Annotated in this window: 18 protein-coding genes, 1 tRNA gene and 1 pseudogene; 7 read left to right on the forward strand and 13 right to left on the reverse strand. The window is 35.4% G+C overall.

Features of this window, described 5'->3' with window-relative positions; genetic code table 11:
* The first annotated feature begins 145 nt into the window (after window positions 1-145).
* Window positions 146-1,153 (forward strand): sugar transferase, encoded by a 1,008-nt coding sequence (locus tag K5Q14_RS05250; protein WP_220734783.1) that lies wholly within the window; start codon window positions 146-148, stop codon window positions 1,151-1,153.
* Window positions 1,154-1,173: 20 nt separating this feature from the next.
* On the opposite strand, the gene K5Q14_RS05255 is transcribed toward K5Q14_RS05250, so the two are convergent.
* The 13 genes from K5Q14_RS05255 to zapA form a co-directional block, all read right to left on the reverse strand.
* Window positions 1,174-1,244, reverse strand: a tRNA-Cys gene (locus K5Q14_RS05255).
* Window positions 1,245-1,363: 119 nt separating this feature from the next.
* Complete coding sequence (locus K5Q14_RS05260; protein WP_220734784.1) at window positions 1,364-1,753, reverse strand: immunity protein Imm33 domain-containing protein; 390 nt, start codon at window positions 1,751-1,753, stop codon at window positions 1,364-1,366.
* A 96-nt stretch (window positions 1,754-1,849) separates the two neighbouring features.
* Window positions 1,850-2,152, reverse strand: a complete 303-nt coding sequence (locus tag K5Q14_RS05265) for a hypothetical protein (protein WP_220734785.1) — start codon at window positions 2,150-2,152, stop codon at window positions 1,850-1,852.
* The gene (locus K5Q14_RS05270; protein WP_220734786.1) at window positions 2,136-2,918 is read right to left on the reverse strand and encodes a YibE/F family protein; all 783 of its coding nucleotides are present in this window, start codon (window positions 2,916-2,918) and stop codon (window positions 2,136-2,138) included. The genes K5Q14_RS05265 and K5Q14_RS05270 overlap by 17 nt, the downstream gene beginning before the upstream one ends.
* A complete protein-coding gene (locus K5Q14_RS05275) occupies window positions 2,915-4,003 on the reverse strand; it encodes a YibE/F family protein (RefSeq protein WP_220734787.1) in 1,089 nt (362 codons plus the stop codon). The genes K5Q14_RS05270 and K5Q14_RS05275 overlap by 4 nt, the downstream gene beginning before the upstream one ends.
* The gene (gene dnaI / locus K5Q14_RS05280) at window positions 4,000-4,926 is read right to left on the reverse strand and encodes a primosomal protein DnaI (protein WP_220734788.1); all 927 of its coding nucleotides are present in this window, start codon (window positions 4,924-4,926) and stop codon (window positions 4,000-4,002) included. Before dnaI ends, K5Q14_RS05275 begins: the two co-directional genes overlap by 4 nt.
* A 1-nt stretch (window position 4,927) precedes the next feature.
* Window positions 4,928-6,274, reverse strand: coding sequence for a replication initiation and membrane attachment family protein (locus K5Q14_RS05285; RefSeq protein WP_220734789.1), 1,347 nt, complete (start codon window positions 6,272-6,274; stop codon window positions 4,928-4,930).
* A complete protein-coding gene (gene coaE, locus K5Q14_RS05290; RefSeq protein WP_220734790.1) occupies window positions 6,261-6,881 on the reverse strand; it encodes a dephospho-CoA kinase in 621 nt (206 codons plus the stop codon). Before coaE ends, K5Q14_RS05285 begins: the two co-directional genes overlap by 14 nt.
* A complete protein-coding gene (locus K5Q14_RS05295; protein ID WP_220734791.1) occupies window positions 6,881-7,630 on the reverse strand; it encodes a DUF975 family protein in 750 nt (249 codons plus the stop codon). Before K5Q14_RS05295 ends, coaE begins: the two co-directional genes overlap by 1 nt.
* Window positions 7,608-8,471: a bifunctional DNA-formamidopyrimidine glycosylase/DNA-(apurinic or apyrimidinic site) lyase gene (gene mutM, locus K5Q14_RS05300; protein WP_220734792.1), complete on the reverse strand. Its 864-nt coding sequence runs from the start codon at window positions 8,469-8,471 to the stop codon at window positions 7,608-7,610. Before mutM ends, K5Q14_RS05295 begins: the two co-directional genes overlap by 23 nt.
* 187 nt (window positions 8,472-8,658) lie before the next feature.
* On the reverse strand, window positions 8,659-11,064 hold the full coding sequence (locus K5Q14_RS05305; protein ID WP_220734793.1) for an endonuclease MutS2: 2,406 nt from the start codon (window positions 11,062-11,064) through the stop codon (window positions 8,659-8,661).
* Window positions 11,065-11,134: 70 nt separating this feature from the next.
* On the reverse strand, window positions 11,135-11,656 hold the full coding sequence (locus K5Q14_RS05310; protein WP_220734794.1) for a CvpA family protein: 522 nt from the start codon (window positions 11,654-11,656) through the stop codon (window positions 11,135-11,137).
* Entirely contained in the window at window positions 11,653-12,060 is a 408-nt protein-coding gene (zapA, locus tag K5Q14_RS05315) for a cell division protein ZapA (protein ID WP_220734795.1), read from the reverse strand. Before zapA ends, K5Q14_RS05310 begins: the two co-directional genes overlap by 4 nt.
* A gap of 73 nt (window positions 12,061-12,133) precedes the next feature.
* On the opposite strand from zapA, the gene rnhC reads away from it, so the two are divergent.
* The 6 genes and pseudogenes from rnhC to K5Q14_RS05345 all read left to right on the forward strand — a co-directional run bounded on the left by rnhC (window position 12,134) and on the right by K5Q14_RS05345 (window position 15,729).
* Window positions 12,134-13,063 carry a ribonuclease HIII gene (rnhC, locus tag K5Q14_RS05320; RefSeq protein ID WP_220734796.1) on the forward strand — a complete coding sequence of 310 codons (930 nt, stop codon included), beginning with the start codon at window positions 12,134-12,136 and terminating at the stop codon, window positions 13,061-13,063.
* 61 nt (window positions 13,064-13,124) lie between these two features.
* Entirely contained in the window at window positions 13,125-13,415 is a 291-nt protein-coding gene (locus K5Q14_RS05325; protein WP_220734797.1) for an AFWIR motif membrane protein, read from the forward strand.
* Window positions 13,416-13,505: 90 nt separating this feature from the next.
* Complete coding sequence (locus K5Q14_RS05330) at window positions 13,506-14,144, forward strand: NAD-dependent epimerase/dehydratase family protein (protein WP_220734798.1); 639 nt, start codon at window positions 13,506-13,508, stop codon at window positions 14,142-14,144.
* Between the two features lie 412 nt (window positions 14,145-14,556).
* Window positions 14,557-14,799 (forward strand): hypothetical protein, encoded by a 243-nt coding sequence (locus K5Q14_RS05335; protein WP_220734799.1) that lies wholly within the window; start codon window positions 14,557-14,559, stop codon window positions 14,797-14,799.
* Between the two features lie 285 nt (window positions 14,800-15,084).
* Window positions 15,085-15,426, forward strand: a pseudogene (locus K5Q14_RS05340) (ribonuclease G).
* A gap of 63 nt (window positions 15,427-15,489) precedes the next feature.
* Window positions 15,490-15,729, forward strand: coding sequence for a DUF3923 family protein (locus tag K5Q14_RS05345; RefSeq protein WP_246587566.1), 240 nt, complete (start codon window positions 15,490-15,492; stop codon window positions 15,727-15,729).
* The last annotated feature ends 561 nt before the right edge of the window (window positions 15,730-16,290 follow it).

Here is a 16,290-nt window from a genome sequence, read left to right on the forward strand (position 1 = left end):
TCATTATGCGTCATTTTCTCTTTGAAACCATGATAAAATGATTAAAATTCAGCAAAAAAAGCGAATATTATATTTTTATTTAATTTTTCGTTCGGATTTTGAAAGTTTTTATTAAATATGGTTCGGATTTTGGTAAAATATTCATATGACATACTACATCACACATACAATTGAACCTTGGATGCCCGCAGGTGCCCTAAAAGCAAAATCGGATTATGCTACTATCGCGGTTGCTTTAGGCTGGCAGGAATTACCTTTAATGCGCTACAATGATACCAGATTCTCCAATGAGACGCGCTTACAAAACATCACCAAATGGTTAACAACTGTTAGTCCTGAAGACCTTGTTCTTCATCAGTTTCCAACCTATATGAGCGCTGATTTTGAACAACAATTTGTTCAAAAGTTAAAACAGCTCAATGTTCATCGAGCTATTGTCATTCACGACATTGAACCGTTGAGATTGATTAAGCAAGATGCTTGGGAATTTCAAGTACTAAGTCAATACGATGTTATTATTGTCCATTCTAAAGCCATGCAAAACCAATTACAAGCACATGGTATAAAAGCCGCCTTTATTGTGCAACCTTTATTTGACTATCTCAGTCAACCACGTCCTGCTGCTTTATTTAGCCGCAACATTAATTTTGCTGGCACATTTCAAAAATCGCCTTGGTTACAAAATTACACTGGCCCAAATTTAACGCTTTTTGGTTCAAAACCCAAAAAATGGCAAACTATTAGTTTCTCAACACATATCAATTATCAAGGTAATTTTGATCCCGAAGAAATTGTTAATCGCCTGAATGACGGTTTTGGTCTCATTTGGGATAGCAATTTCGATGATAAAACTTATCAAACCTACACGCGTTATAATACACCACACAAAGCAAGTTTATATATACGTGCCGGCTTACCATTAATTGCATGGTCTCAAAGTGCTATTGGCCAATTTATTGTCAATCATAAACTAGGATTTGTCATTAATAATTTAACTGATCTCAATCTCAAATTACCTGATATTACTAAAGAACACTACCACTTATGGCAAATTAATAACCAAAAAATTGCTGAGCGTTTGAATCGTGGCGCATACACGACAGATACATTACATCAACTCATGTCATATCAAAAGGATCATTACTTATTCTAAGTAATGATCCTTTTATTTAAAGGTAATAACCGGAGTCGAACCGGCGATGACGGTTTTGCAGACCGTTGCCTTACCACTTGGCTATATTACCACCATTAAAAATGTTGTAACAACAATAAACACTTAATAAATCATCTGTTATTTTTTTCATTACAACAACATTTATAATTATATGTGAAAATCATTCAAATTACAAACACTTTGTTAATTTTAATCATTTTCGATTACTTCGCCATCGACAACTTCAACATGTGGCGTTGCTGTACCATCTGATAACCAAACAGGTGCATGTGTTTTTGGGTCCCACCATCCTTTAACATTCACTCTGTTATCAAGCATCAAGTCAGTACCATATGGTAAATCTAACACATAGGTTAGACTAGGTTCAATAACTAGTGCCGTTTCAATTACAAGTGGCATAAAATTTTCAGAATTTTCGTTCCACTGAGCTGTGTCATTATCAGCAAATAACAACCATCCTGAGTCTTGTGATGTTGTAGGTGCTAATTCTCGATATATCCAACGTAAATTACCAGTACCATCTGTTAAGTGCTTGGAAGCTAACACCACAGCTTCAGGTTGGTTAAATACTGAGCGCATAAGTCATTCTCCTAGTCTGTTCATAAGCAGGTTTTCTTTCAACCAAAACTACCTTAATTATACCTGATAGTCTATTGATTACAAATTGTCAGACGATTAACCTAATTTATTTTCCAATAAAATTTGTGTCATATTCGTATCCATCTCCGGCGTACGACACCATTCTTCCCAGCCATCATACTCTAATGGTAATAATTGATAATGTTCATTAATATAGTTTTCCAACTTTTCAACATAGGATGACCGTGCAATATTCATTTTTAAAATACGGACACTTTTTATGTAACCATGTTCAGCAGCATACTCTGAACGACCATTGTGTGTAATATTTCCGAGCTCAAAATAAATTGAATTATCATTACGTGTGATTTCTTCTATGAGATTAAACGTCTCTTCCATGCTTTATTCTCACTTTCTGCTGCTTAACATTAGTACGTACAATAAACCAACTGGCAAGCCAAATACTCAATAAAATTCCCAGCATACCGAGTAACATCGTCACAATTTCTGTCATAAGTAATTTCGCATTCACAAACATTGCAATTGGATAGCGTAACCGAACAAACCAAATAAGTAACGGTATATTAGCTCCCAAAACACCGAAAAACAAAGTATTAATTGCAGTTCCTAATATTTGACCACCAATAATACGTGAATGCGCATATAAACTTGTGCCGGTCATATTTGGCGATCGTTGCATCACTTCATTTAAATCTGCAGAAATTGCCATGGCGGCTTCTGCAACTGCACCTAAAACTGAAATAACCATAACAACCATGGCAATATTTCTAAATGATAGCCCGACCGTCAAAGATAATCCTTCTAATTCCTCTGAGTTTTCCGTGGTAAACCCTTGAAATTGACCAAAATATTGCAAGATAACAGCTACCAGCATTAAAACAGCCACAACAATGATACTCGTCTTAAAAGCGACATTGGTTACTTCAGTATTATCTGAACCTAAGTAGATGGCTACTGCCAAAATAATAACACTAATAATGGCTGTTACAATATAAGCATTAAATTGCCAATTAATCAAGATAATTAAAATAAAAATGGCAAAAAAATTACATACCAGTCCCAAAAAAGCCTTGACACCTTGACTTCGGCCAACAACAATCATTAATACAAATAAAATAATGACAAGAATTCCGATTGCATTCATGATTTGGTCACCTTTCTTGCCATAATCCAACCAACTAACGCACTCGTGACTGGCACGGCCAAAACAATGCCAATACCAGAAATAACTGTTTGTAATATACCTAAATTCATAGTTTGGTCCAAAATGTAAGTCCAGTTATTCCCGTTACGCAACATTAAGAATACCATCGGCATGGTTTCAGCAATAAATATCATAAATAACACATTAATCAGTGTCCCCATAATTTCACGTCCTACCGACATCCCCGCATGCCAATAGTCGCTGAAATGGCGTGTTATGCCTTCACGACGCATGCCAAATTGCATCGCGACAATATCTGCCGCTTCATCCATCACAGCTCCCAGCACACCAATAATCGTTTGTGCCATAAACAGTGTCTCTGGCACTTGGGTGACATAAGCCATTGTTTCAAAATGGACACCGCCGTTATTAGCTAAGCGTAAAACAAGCAGCAGTAACCCAATGGTTAACGTTGTTGTCACTAATGTTGTCAGCAATGTAATACCCATTTGCAAAGTTTTACCTAATACCAAAACCAAACTAGCCGTTGCAAATAGTATAGCGAGTACGCTAAATAGCAACAACACATTTGCATTTTTACTGTGCACATTAATGAAAAGTGTTAATCCAAATAGTATGATATTTATCACCAAGCTGGCCATTAACCAACTGGTTGCCCGCCATTTACTATAAATCAGCAATAAACCAACTAATAAGGTGGCTAACGCACCCATCACTGCATCACGTTTTAATGATAAAATATGTTTATTAGAACCAATATTTTCTAATAATAATTGGTCACCAACACGATACCTACTAGAAATCACCTGTGACTGTGCATAACTATTACTCACGTGAATTATTTTTTTATCATGATTTAACAGTTTAACTGTTAGTTTTTGTGTCATAATAAAGTCTGAGTTTTGATGTTCATCTGTTATTTTTTGCGTTCTTTTTTCGCTAACTCGCGTGACTTGACCGACCGGATTAGTATACAAAAACGCATCATTTCTCAGAAATAGCCACGCCATGGCAACTACCATGAGTACCAACCAATATTTTTTTGTTTGCTTAATAACCGTCAATTTTCCAACCGTCGGTTTTTACCACTAACTTCTGCTAGACGCGTCAAAAATTTAATACGCTGCATCAAACGTGCAGCCTTACCTGTATCACGATCGTCTCGTGTCTCAGATAAATAGGTTGTCATTTCATTCATATCAAAATTAGAGGTAATAAATGTCGTTAGTTCATTTTGCATACGATATTCTAAAATGACTCCTAGAATATCATCGCGAATCCACATACTTAAATTTTCAGCACCTAAGTCATCCAAAATTAGTACAGTCGTTGTTTTAGTTTGCATGATGAGTTTTTCTCTCACATCACTATTTTTGCCAATTGTATTTTTTAAATCAACCGCAAAAGAAGGAAAGTGAACAAGCATAACATCAATATTATTAGCTGCTAACGCATTAGCTAAGGCGCCCATTAAATAAGTTTTCCCTACACCGAATTCACCATATAAGTATAATCCCTGTACATAGGCATCATCCTTTTTTAATAATTGCGTCAAAATATCCACAATTGACGTGACCACATTTGCGCGGCCAGAATCAACGACAATTGTTTGCAAGTCAGCATCACGAATAGCTTTTGGCATCTTGTAAGATGTCAATTTTTCAGCCTGCATTAACTGCTTTTGTGTCCCTTCATCTGCAACGTAGCGTACATGCGGGTATCCTTTTTCAATCGCTAATTGTGGATAATACCCAGGATATAGCGACTTTTCCCCATGTGCAATACGCTCTTTTTGCTGCACAAATTCATGTAGATCCATCATTTTTAATTGAAAAGCGTCTTGGCGTAGTTTTGTTTGATTTTCTGCCCAAAAATTGCGAACATCTTCATCGTTCGCAATTTGCTTCACGATTTCAGCCAATGGTGTTTCTTCAATTTTGGGATATTTTTGTTGAAATTGTTTTAGTACATCTGATAAATTTTGCATATTAGTTTTTCGTCTTTATATTTTTCAACTTTGCCAAAGCAGCGGCAGTTTCATCATTGTTAGCACTTGTCTCTACTTTGGTTTTTGTTTGCGGTGGGTTAGCATTTGCTTTAACAAACTTTGGTGTCGTTTTTTCTGACTTTTGACTACGACTAAATCGTTTCTCTTGTCTCGCTTGATTAGCTTTTTGCCGTTGTTGAATTTGTATTAACGCTTTTTCTGGTGAGTCGACACGATTTTGTGTCCATGAGTCAGCAATCGTTGTGACTAATGCGGCTTTTAAGCTATCATTTTGTAGACCAATCAAAACGTAATGTACCAAAATATTAACAACTGGCATAGATAGAGCACTTTGTGCAATGAGATAGTCAACTAAATCACGTTCATTTTTCAAAACGAGACCATTTTTCAGCGTTACCTTGACATAACCCAAAAAATCTTGCGCATTCGTTGTGCTTGCAATTTCAATTAACGCCCGTGCTTCAGTGTTTTTTATTTCTGGTATATTGTCTTGCGGTTTGATTGGTTCAGATTGCTGTTTAGCCGTTTCCATGGCTACTGTTCGTGTTACTTGTTTCCGCAAGAGGCGTTGAATTTCTTGCTCGTTAATCTCATGTGTATCTAGTGTAACACTTTGATTCACAAAACCTGCCAATGTTACTTCATCAACACCATATGTCATGTGCATCGCTACCAAAAAATTGCGATGTTTTTTTATTTCTGTTAAATTAGCCCCACGAATCATAGCTGCAAAATCATCAAACTTAAAATCATTTTCGTCAATTTGTAACGTCGCTTCTTGATAAACTAATGGTGTAGTTGGTATGCTCAAATCGTTTTGATGTTGAAAAACTTGTAAGAATCGTGCCGAAATATCAGTCCCTATTAATTTCTCTTGCCCTTGTACATCATAACGATTTTCAAGTGTTAGATATCGTTCTTCACCAACAAATTTATATAGTAAACCAGATAACAGTTGTTCTTTAAAAAATTTATCTGCTGACAAAGGTGTTAAAATACGATATCCATACACTTCACCCCTAGCATCCTGTTCATAAACCGTTCGAATTAAGCCTGCTGCCTCTAAACGTCGACGACATTTAACAAAGTTTGGCAAACTGATATTTAAACTATCTATTATAAAATTATGGTCTTGTCGCTTGAGGCTATCTTTCGTAAAGGGTAATTCATTGACCAACAAATGATATAATGCGTAACTTGTTGCACCAATAAAAGGTAAATACAAATTAAATACCCTGTCTAAATCATCAACAGTGATTAAATGATCGCTTCTAAAAAAAGCACCGGCTGTCGCATGAAATTCAATTGTTGTATTATTTTGTACCATATTTGGGGGCAATTTCCTTGAGTTCAATCATCAAATTTTTGATTTGTATTTCTAAAAATGCACGATCACCATTATTATCTAATACGTAATCTGCACGTGCTACTTTATCTGAAAGTGGCATTTGTGAATTAATACGATTACTAGCTTTGACATCATCTAAATCATCTCTTGCCTTTAAGCGATCTATTTGAGTTTGAAGATTGGTAGTAACAACAATCACTTTGTCGATATAATCATTATTTTCATAACCACGCTCAAATAGAAGGGGAACATCAATTATTAATACAGGTACTTTTTGTGAACGCCAAAAGGCAATTTTATCTGTCATTGCTGAATTAATTACCGGCTGCATGATGGCATTCAATCGCGTTAATTCGGCTTGATTACTAAACACAATATCACCTAGTTTATGCCGGTCTAACGTACCATTTTTAATAATATCAGGTCCAAAAGTTAATTTTATATTTTCTAATGTGTGCGTTCCTGGTTCGACAACTTCTCTAGCTACCACATCAGCATCTACGACTGGAAATCCTGCATCACGCAATACTTTACTAACAGTAGATTTGCCAGTTCCAATACCACCTGTTAACCCCACTATTAACATTATGCTGCCACACTTTCAGACATAGCTAACGTGAATAAGTGACGGGAATAGGCGACACGGGTTGCATTAAGATAAGGAACAACGTATATATAAGCTATTCCGCCAGTCAAAATGCCTAGTAAATGCCAACCTATAAAACTTAATTCCAATAAAAATAACTCCCATTTTCGACCAGCCATTACTCGCCGACTAACCTTAATATAGTCCGTTAATTGCCCTTGTCGTGTCCCATTTTCAATATCAACTTTATAAGCAAAATAAGTTTGTGAATACGAAAATAATTTAACAATGCCCGGAACCACAAATAACAGGGTCCATAAAAATATCAACATACTCTGAACTATTGTTAACAATAATGTATGTAAAAAATTACCACGATTAAAAATTTGAAAAGCGTCTTTAAACGTTGGTAGTTCTTTTGGATTTTCATACCATTCAATTAGAGCCCAACTAACGGTCCAAATAAATATTAGTTGAATTGCATCGCTTAAAACACTTTCGACAATGTTAAGAATTTGTTGGAAAGCACTATCGTTATCACTGGTCACAGAGGCATTACTTGCCATTTGTGATAAATCTCTAAAGCCCATGATCATGGCATACATCATCATGAGTGTTGTAATGACATTTAAAATAGTAAAAATAATTGGCACAATATTAATCTTAATTGCAGTTTTAAAGTGACCATGATATAAACTACGTGCCTCACGTTTCACTGCACGGATACTAATTGGTTTTGTTGATTTCATCGGTTCTCCTATCATGATTCATTTGACAAACAGGGCAAAAAGTCGTCCCACGTTGGCCAACTTTTATTTTTATCATCGTCGTACCACAACGTAAACACGGCTGCCCAACACGACCATATGCTTGTAATTCATTTTGAAATTGGCCAACTTCACCAAATACATTACTAAAACTATGTACCGTTGTGCCATGATGGGCAATAGCGCGTTTCATTTCGGCAATAATATTTTTTCGCAGTAAGGACAGTTCAAGCACTGTTAACGTTTTTGTCGATTTTTCTGGATGAATTTTACTTTGCCAAAGTACTTCGTCAGCATAAATATTACCAATCCCTGCAATCTGATTTTGATCTAACAAAAAACTCTTAACCGGTTTTTTAGAACGCGAAAAGATAGCCACCATATAATCTAAATCCAAGTCTTTCTCTGTTGGTTCTGGTCCAAGTTTTCCAAGAGATGGCACATCGTTGACCTCATAATGCGTGTTTGTGAGCGTCATGCGACCAAAACGACGCGTGTCATTATAAAATACCTGACGCTGATCTAATAGCTCAAAGATAATTTCTGTATGTTTATAAGGTTTTATTTCCATTGGTTCAACAGAATATTGTCCTTCCATGCGTAAATGTGACACAATTGTATGACCATTGGACAAGCGTAACAACAAATATTTACCACGACGATCAATTGCTGTAAACGAAGCATTGGTTACACCTGTTATAAAGGCTTGTGAATCACCATTAATCAATTTTGGATATGGTAAATTAACCTGTATAATTTTGCCACCAACAATTAGTTTTTCTAAACCACGGCGAACCGTTTCAACCTCAGGTAATTCTGGCATAATACCCCCTAAATGCTCTTAAATAAGTGTTTTTACTTAGCAAGGCTAACGTTTTTTGTTTATTTTACTTCATGAAAATGTATAGTATTAATTCTACCACACTACCGCTGTACCATTTTCTATAACCGTATAAAAAAAGCATATATTGCTCACACAATAGATGCTTCTGATTGGATATAACCAAATATTATGATAGTTCAGCGATAGTGGCACCATCACCACCAGCATTAGCACTAGCAAAACGAAATGATTTCACACGACGATCTGAGCGAAGAAATTCACTGACACCTTTGCGAAGTGCACCCGTTCCTTTGCCATGAATAATCTCAACCGTACCAAGATTAGCTAAAACAGCTGTATCTAAATAACGATCAAGTTCTGCTAATGCTGCTTCATAGCGTACACCGCGCAAATCTAAACTGGCACTAGCGTTGCCACGTGAAGTACTAGCGATCGTAGTTTTTTTAACAACTTTTTTTCTCTTTTGCTTAGATTTAACTTGCTGTGCCTTAGCTGTCGCCTCAGTTTTAATAATGTCATCTTCATCGACAAGCATTTTTAAAATACCCATTTCGACTTCCCATTGCCCATTACTGTGCTGTTTGACTAATATGCCCTGTTGATTATATGATTTGACAACAATTTCATCACCGGATGTCAATGCCTTGGCGCGCTTAGCTTTTTGTAAGATTTTATTTTTTTCTAAACTATCATTTTGACGCAATTTATCAAATTGACCTTTTTTAACCTGCAAATCTTGTTCACTTAAGCCGCCAGTATGCTGGCCAGCATTCAAACGTTCCTTACGAATTTCAGATATGAGTTGTTCAGCCTGCTTTTTAGTTGATGCAACAATATGATTTGCTTCGTTTTTAGCCTCTAATACAATTTGAGCACGTTCTTTATCCAATTTACGTTGTTGTTCTATCAATGATTCTGACTGCTCCGCAGTTGATTTTAAACGTAATTCTAATGCAGTATTGTTCTTTTTAATCGCATCGCGTTGTGTCACTAAATCAACAATCATATCATTTAAATCTTGATCAGATTCATCAGTTAGTGCAGTAGCTGCACCAATAACATCTTCACCAAGGCCTAGACGCTTAGCAATGGCCAGCGCATTTGATTGGCCTGGTACCCCCATCAAAAATTGATAAGTTGGCTTTAATGTTTCGACATCAAAAACCATAGAGGCATTCAATGTTTCAGGCCTATTATAGCCGTACAATTTCAATTCAGGATAGTGCGTTGTTGCAATAACGTAACCACCCAAACTAGCCACTTTATCTAAAATAGCAATGGCTAATGCTGCCCCTTCTGCTGGATCTGTGCCGGCACCCAACTCATCAAAAATAACTAAACTATTACCATCAATATTGTCAATCATTGATATAATATTAGCCATGTGTGAGCTAAATGTGGACAAGCTTTGTTCGATGGATTGTTCATCCCCAATATCAGCAAAAATCTCATGAAAAACACCTACTGTTGAGGGTCGTTTTGTTGTGATAAACAAACCTGACTGGGCCATGAGTTGTAATAAACCAAGTGTTTTAATTGTAATTGTTTTACCACCCGTATTAGGACCGGTAATAATAATTGACTTGTACTTATCGCCTAAGGCGATATCATTAGCCACAGCTATTTTTTTATCCAGTAGCGGATGCCAAGCTTGTTGTAAATCAACATGATTCTCTGTATTAACAACCGGCTGCATCGCATCTAATCGTGCTGCCAAACGCGCCTTGGCATTGACAAAATCAAAATGGCCTAAAATATTAACATTTTGTGCGATTTCATTGGTGTATGGTTCAAGTGCTGATGACAGTGCCTGAAGGACGCGCTGCTCCTCCGCTTGTTCCTTAACACGTAGCTCACTTAACTTATTATTGAGTTCAACGACTGCTTGCGGTTCGATATATAATGTCTGACCCGTTTGACTTTGATCGTGGACCACACCACCAAATTGATTACGATATTCAGCTTTGACCGGTAACACATACCGATCTGCACGAATAGTTATAATTGGATCACTTAAATATTGAGCAGATTTTCCACGTGTATAGCTTTGCATTTTATTTTTAACGGCATGCTCGTTACCAGTAATTTTGCCACGAATTGCTTTTAAATCAAAAGACGCTTCATCATTGATGCGACCTGTCATATCAATAGCAATTTCTATTTGGCGTGTGACATCTGAAAGAACCGCCAATTTTTCCGCTTGTTCTGGCAATACTTTAAGTGATTCACCAATAATTTCATCAGCCATCTGTCCAAAAAAATTAGCAATGGCAGTCGTATTACGTAACACTGTACCAATTTCTGATAATTCTGTGGCACTCAAACTTGCACTAATATTGAGTCGCTTTAAATGCGGTGTGATATCAGCCAATTTGACCAAGGGTATACCACCTTTTAAACGATCAATTAAAACACCATCAGCAGTTTCAAGCAACCAATAGTTGATAATAGTCACATCAGTTTCTGGATGTAAATTATCGGCTTCTAATTTACCGACCGGCGTAGACAAAAAACCACTCAATTGTGACTTGATTTTGTCATATTCTAACGTTTGTAATACTTTTTTGTTCATACTATTTTATTTTATGCGCACCCGCGCTATTTCTTTCATATTTTAAAATTATCAAGACAGCAATAACATGTTACAGCCACCAATTATAAATTTGTTCCGCAAAAAACGGTACATGATCTAATAATTCATTCAACTGTGGCGTATTTAAAAATTGGTCTTGGATCCAAACATTGGGTATAACTGATAATAATTGTAACCCAAAAAATGCAACAACTATGCCAATAATACCATATAGCAATGCACCAAGGACACCATCAAGCCAGCCTAATAACGGTATGTGTCGAATAACCTTTAAAGACTTAAGTACATAGTGACTAATGGCACCACCCAGTATCAATAAAATACTGAAACTAATGCCTGAAGCTAAAAATTGTGACCCATGACTAACGAGATCTTGTGGTACACTCGTTCGAATAAATTGACCATCCACAAAATTTGATATGAGCGTGCCGAATGGTTTAGAGAACTTAATCGCAATATACCAAACGACAAGCCATAATGCTAGTCGTAATAAACCATTTACCAACCCGTGACGATAGCCAGACAACAACCATGCCGCCACAAATAGTATCGCAATTCCTAATAATATCATAAGTTTGTTGTTCCTTGTTTAAATAGCTTATCTGTTGTACGTGCTTGACTATCATGCTTGGCATCATCAATAATTGACCCAATGGCATTTTTAGGTTCACGTTTTGCAACTGCCTTTTTAGGCTTCTGCGTATTTTGTAATTCGGCCTCTAATGTTGCAATTTTTGCTTGCAATTCATCAATTTCAGCTTGTTTGTAAAGCTGATCAGAAAGTGCATTGAATGTTAATAATACTGTTTGGTCAGCTTGCGATAAATTCGGGGCAACTGTTTTTATTTGAACTAATTGTTTATTGAATAAAGTTTCAGTGGCTTTAAAATGTGGCAAACTAGCATTGCCTGAAATTGTATACTTTTTGCCAGCCAAATTAGCCTTGTAATGCTTTTTTTCGTTTTGAATAGCCATTGTTTTTTCCCTTATTGTATCTAATCAATTATACACTATATTTCCTTTAACCAAAACTGATATACTTAATAGTATGCAAAAAGTCATACAAGTTACACCTTCACAATTACAAAAAATGGTCGCATTTTACACATCAGCTAGTACACCTCACTTACCTAATGGCGCTGTTTTTGCAGCAAAAAACAGTCGTGCATCAATCATTGGCTATAAATCAGGCAAAGTATTGTTTCAAGGATTAGGTTTTGCTCAAGAAGCAGCAATTTGGCAAAATGGCACTGTTTCGACTGCAGCCAAAGTGCTTGGAAAAAAATCAACCACGCCTGGTGTTAATATACCAAACAATTTCTCAAATTGGTCTGTTCTGGGTTCCGACGAGGTTGGCGCAGGTGCCTATTTTGGGCCATTAACAACTGCTGCAGTCTTTGTTGCCAAAGAAAATATCAGTTGGGTACGTCAACTCGGAATTGCGGATTCAAAAACGCTAACTGATGCTAAAATGCGACAAATCGCACCTGACATCATTGCAAAATTACCGCACCACGTTGTTAATTTAATGCCTGAAAAATACAATATTTTGCAGCAAAAAAACAATGTGAATCAAATGAAAGCCATTTCTCATAATTTCGTTTTAGGCAAAGTATTGGACAAAATTTCCCCCACTATGCCTGATGGCATATTAATTGATCAGTTTGCACAAGAAAGCACTTATTTCAAATATTTGCACAATGCTAAACAATCAAAAATTGTACAACAAAATGTCTATTTCACAACTAAAGGTGAACAATATCATCTTAGTGTTGCTGCAGCTTCAATTTTAGCGCGCGTTGTTGAATTAGATGCAATTGACAGCTTAAGCCATGAAGCAGGCATACGTTTGCCTATCGGCGCAGGTAAAGAGGTGGACATTGTGGCTTCTAAATTACTAAAACAAGGCGCTGATTTAAATCATTTTGCTAAATTACATTTTGCTAATACATTAAAAGCAGAAAAATTAAAGCGCTAGCAACTATAATTAAAATTTTTCAACCCAGCTTAACGCAATCATAATAACGGAGGTTTATCATATGTCAATCCTATTTTTAATACCAGTACTGATTTTATTTTTGATTATTTATTTCTTTGCTTTATTATTCACGAATACATTTGGCATCATACCCAGGTTGGTTCTGGCAATTGTTTTAGTTCTTTTAGTATCTTTCATTATTAAAAATTTTTTCGCAGTTATCGGCGTGATTGTTTTAATTTCACTCGCTTTCTGGATTCGAATGAAATTTATCAAAAAACCTACCACTAAACGTCCCCAAGACAAAAATACTTTTGATGGTCAATTTGAAGAAATCAATAAAGATAAATAGTACATCATTGCGGTACACTATTAACTGAATAATCTTTCTGTTTTCATATCAGTAACACCATTTAATCAAAAAATACTAAAGGAGATTAAATTGAAAACTATTAACAAGCAAAAATTAGTTATTGTTGGCGGCACAGGGTTTGTTGGTCAGGGTTTCATCAAGAATTTTTCACCCGACTTATTTGAAATCCATAGTTTATCTCGGCATGCATTTATGCCTAGTAAAAATGACGCAACAATTTACCATGCAGTTGATCTCGAAAAATCTGAACAGTGGCAGGCGATTGTAGCTGATGCTGACTGGGTTATTGATGCCGTGGGTATCTTATTTCCAAATCCTTTAAAACACCAAACGTATCAAAAAAATAGTGTCAACCCTGCTAAATTAGTAATCGATGTCTTGAAAGAAGAAACAAAACCAAACTTTCTTTTTGTCTCAGCAAATACTGGCCCTTTTTTCATGAAACCTTATCTAAGAGCAAAATTAGAAGTCGAATCATTAGCCAAAAAACAATTAAAGAATCGTGCTTTTATGGTATATCCAGGTATTGTTTTTGATAAGGACAGACAATCATCTTATTTACCAGGTATTCTCATTAATAAATTTAAGCGTTTATCATATTTTGATCATCTACGCGCCATTAGTAGAACTGAATTTTCATCAGAGGTTGAACAAATTTTACTTGATAATTCCAGTCCCCTACTAAAGCGAACTGTTACTATTAAATAACCAACTATTATGCCATCATTAGTAACAACCGAAAAAATGACATATTCTTTGTTAAATAAAACAGCATTAACTTCATGCAGGAGTTAATGCTGTTTTAATTTTTTAATTGCTAAAGAACTAGTTCTGGTTTTCGAATTTCGATACGCATTCTTTTATTTTCTGACACTTGATTTCTTAGTAACCTATCGATTAATGATAAATGACTTGACTAGCATATTAAACAGGTATTTCAATTAATGGTATAATATACTAGCATATTACTTGCTAGTATTATGTCACACATGCAATTGGAGGTCGCACATGTTCATGCTTATTATCGATTTTTTTCAATCAATTTTAGGTGCATTTGCTAGTGGAAAAACTTTCCAAGACTACGAAGAGCATAAAAATGATAAAAAAAAGTAGACCGATTATGACACAAAAAATTAAATTATGGCTTATTTTCTCCTCTCTCATACTACTGTTTCTGCTCACAATTTTGCGTTTGATCAGTGGCATCAGTTTACTCACTCAAATTGGATTAACCATTATTTCTATAATATCCCTATTTTTTTCAGTTGATGATATTAAAAATAAAAAATGGTTTGATGCAACAAATATTGGTGGTTTGATTGCCAGTTTAATCATATTATCAACAACTTGGTTTGGAATATAACATACTCATATCATAGTATTCAAAGCATCGAGAATAACCATTAGAAATAACAATAATTAGGCCGTGAGATTATAGCGCAACAACTTTTTGAATTACTAAAGCGCAATATTGATCTTATACGAGTTACGATGTTTTTAGTATCAAAATTTCACCCTGACTAAAAAATCAATTCAGATATTGTTTTTGCAACAATCGTTTTCCTATCAACTTGATTCATATTTTTTGTTAGTTAAGCACACAATAAACGTGTATTGATCCACGTTAAAAGCATTCAGGAGAATGATTATGGACGAAAATAGCACAACTGTACCGACAGAAGTTAAAGGTTGGAACTGGGGCGCCTTTATCTTTAACATTTTTTGGGGCATCGGTAACAAAACTTATTTACCTTTATTATGCCTTATACCTGGTTTTAACTTAATTTGGATGTTTGTATGTGGCTTTAAAGGTAATGAATGGGCATGGAAAGATGGCGACCATAATGACATCGAAACTTTTAAAGCCGTTCAAGCAACATGAAACCGAGCTGGATTAGTATACTTTATCATAACTATAACTTTTATAGTTTTGTATGTCTTAGTTATTGGTGCCATTATTATGTCGATGCCTAATAGCAACAGTTACTAATCATCAAGCACTCACAGAGTGCCTAATTAATTTTTGATTAACAAAAATTACTGTGGACAATTCATGAAAAAAATCAATATGCGACATAAAGGATGGCTAACTTTCAACATTACTAGCATCGTTCTATTTTTAATTAGCAGTATTTTCCTATGGATGCGCGACACCGACGGTGCTGGTGCTGGTGCCATCATGAATAACGAACTACGTTTATTAAACTTGGGTGTTTTGTTCATATTTTTCGTTATAATTTGGCTTATTGAATTTGTTGTGTTCTTAATTGTTAAAAATTTTAAGAAACAATAATAAAATACTTACAGAGTAACGCTCAAAACCAAAAATAAAAAATCCTCCGGCAATTAGCCCGTGGCGTTAAGGTAAAATCATGAAAATAAACAAAACATTATTTAAAACAAGAACGGTAATATTATTAATTATACTCGCAGTGTGGCTTGGTAATGCCCTGCATCTCATTAATAATCAATACTTTGGTTATTTTGTAAGTGTTATGCCCTTTTTTATTTTTGGTCCTATGGTATATGATTCCTATATCAACAAACAAAAAATTTATTTCTGGATTTCTCTTACTGCAATAATTTTAATGACCTTGATTTTTATACAAAACATTTACCGCTTTTATATATTATCACACTGAAAATTTCCCGAAAATTACGTCGGAGGCTTTTATTAGTGCTTGAAATATAATACTGACAAAACGACAACAAAAAAAGTTAACCCACGTGGGTTAACCGACTTAAGTAGATATCTCCGTCGTATACCATGCCCTCATTGACTGCTGATACTTTAGATATACCATAGTGAATTTTAGACTAAAAACAGACAACAAGCTTAAAACGGCTCACAATA

The sequence above is a fragment of the Leuconostoc inhae genome (assembly GCF_019656015.1).
Classification (GTDB): Bacteria; Bacillota; Bacilli; order Lactobacillales; family Lactobacillaceae; genus Leuconostoc; species Leuconostoc inhae_A.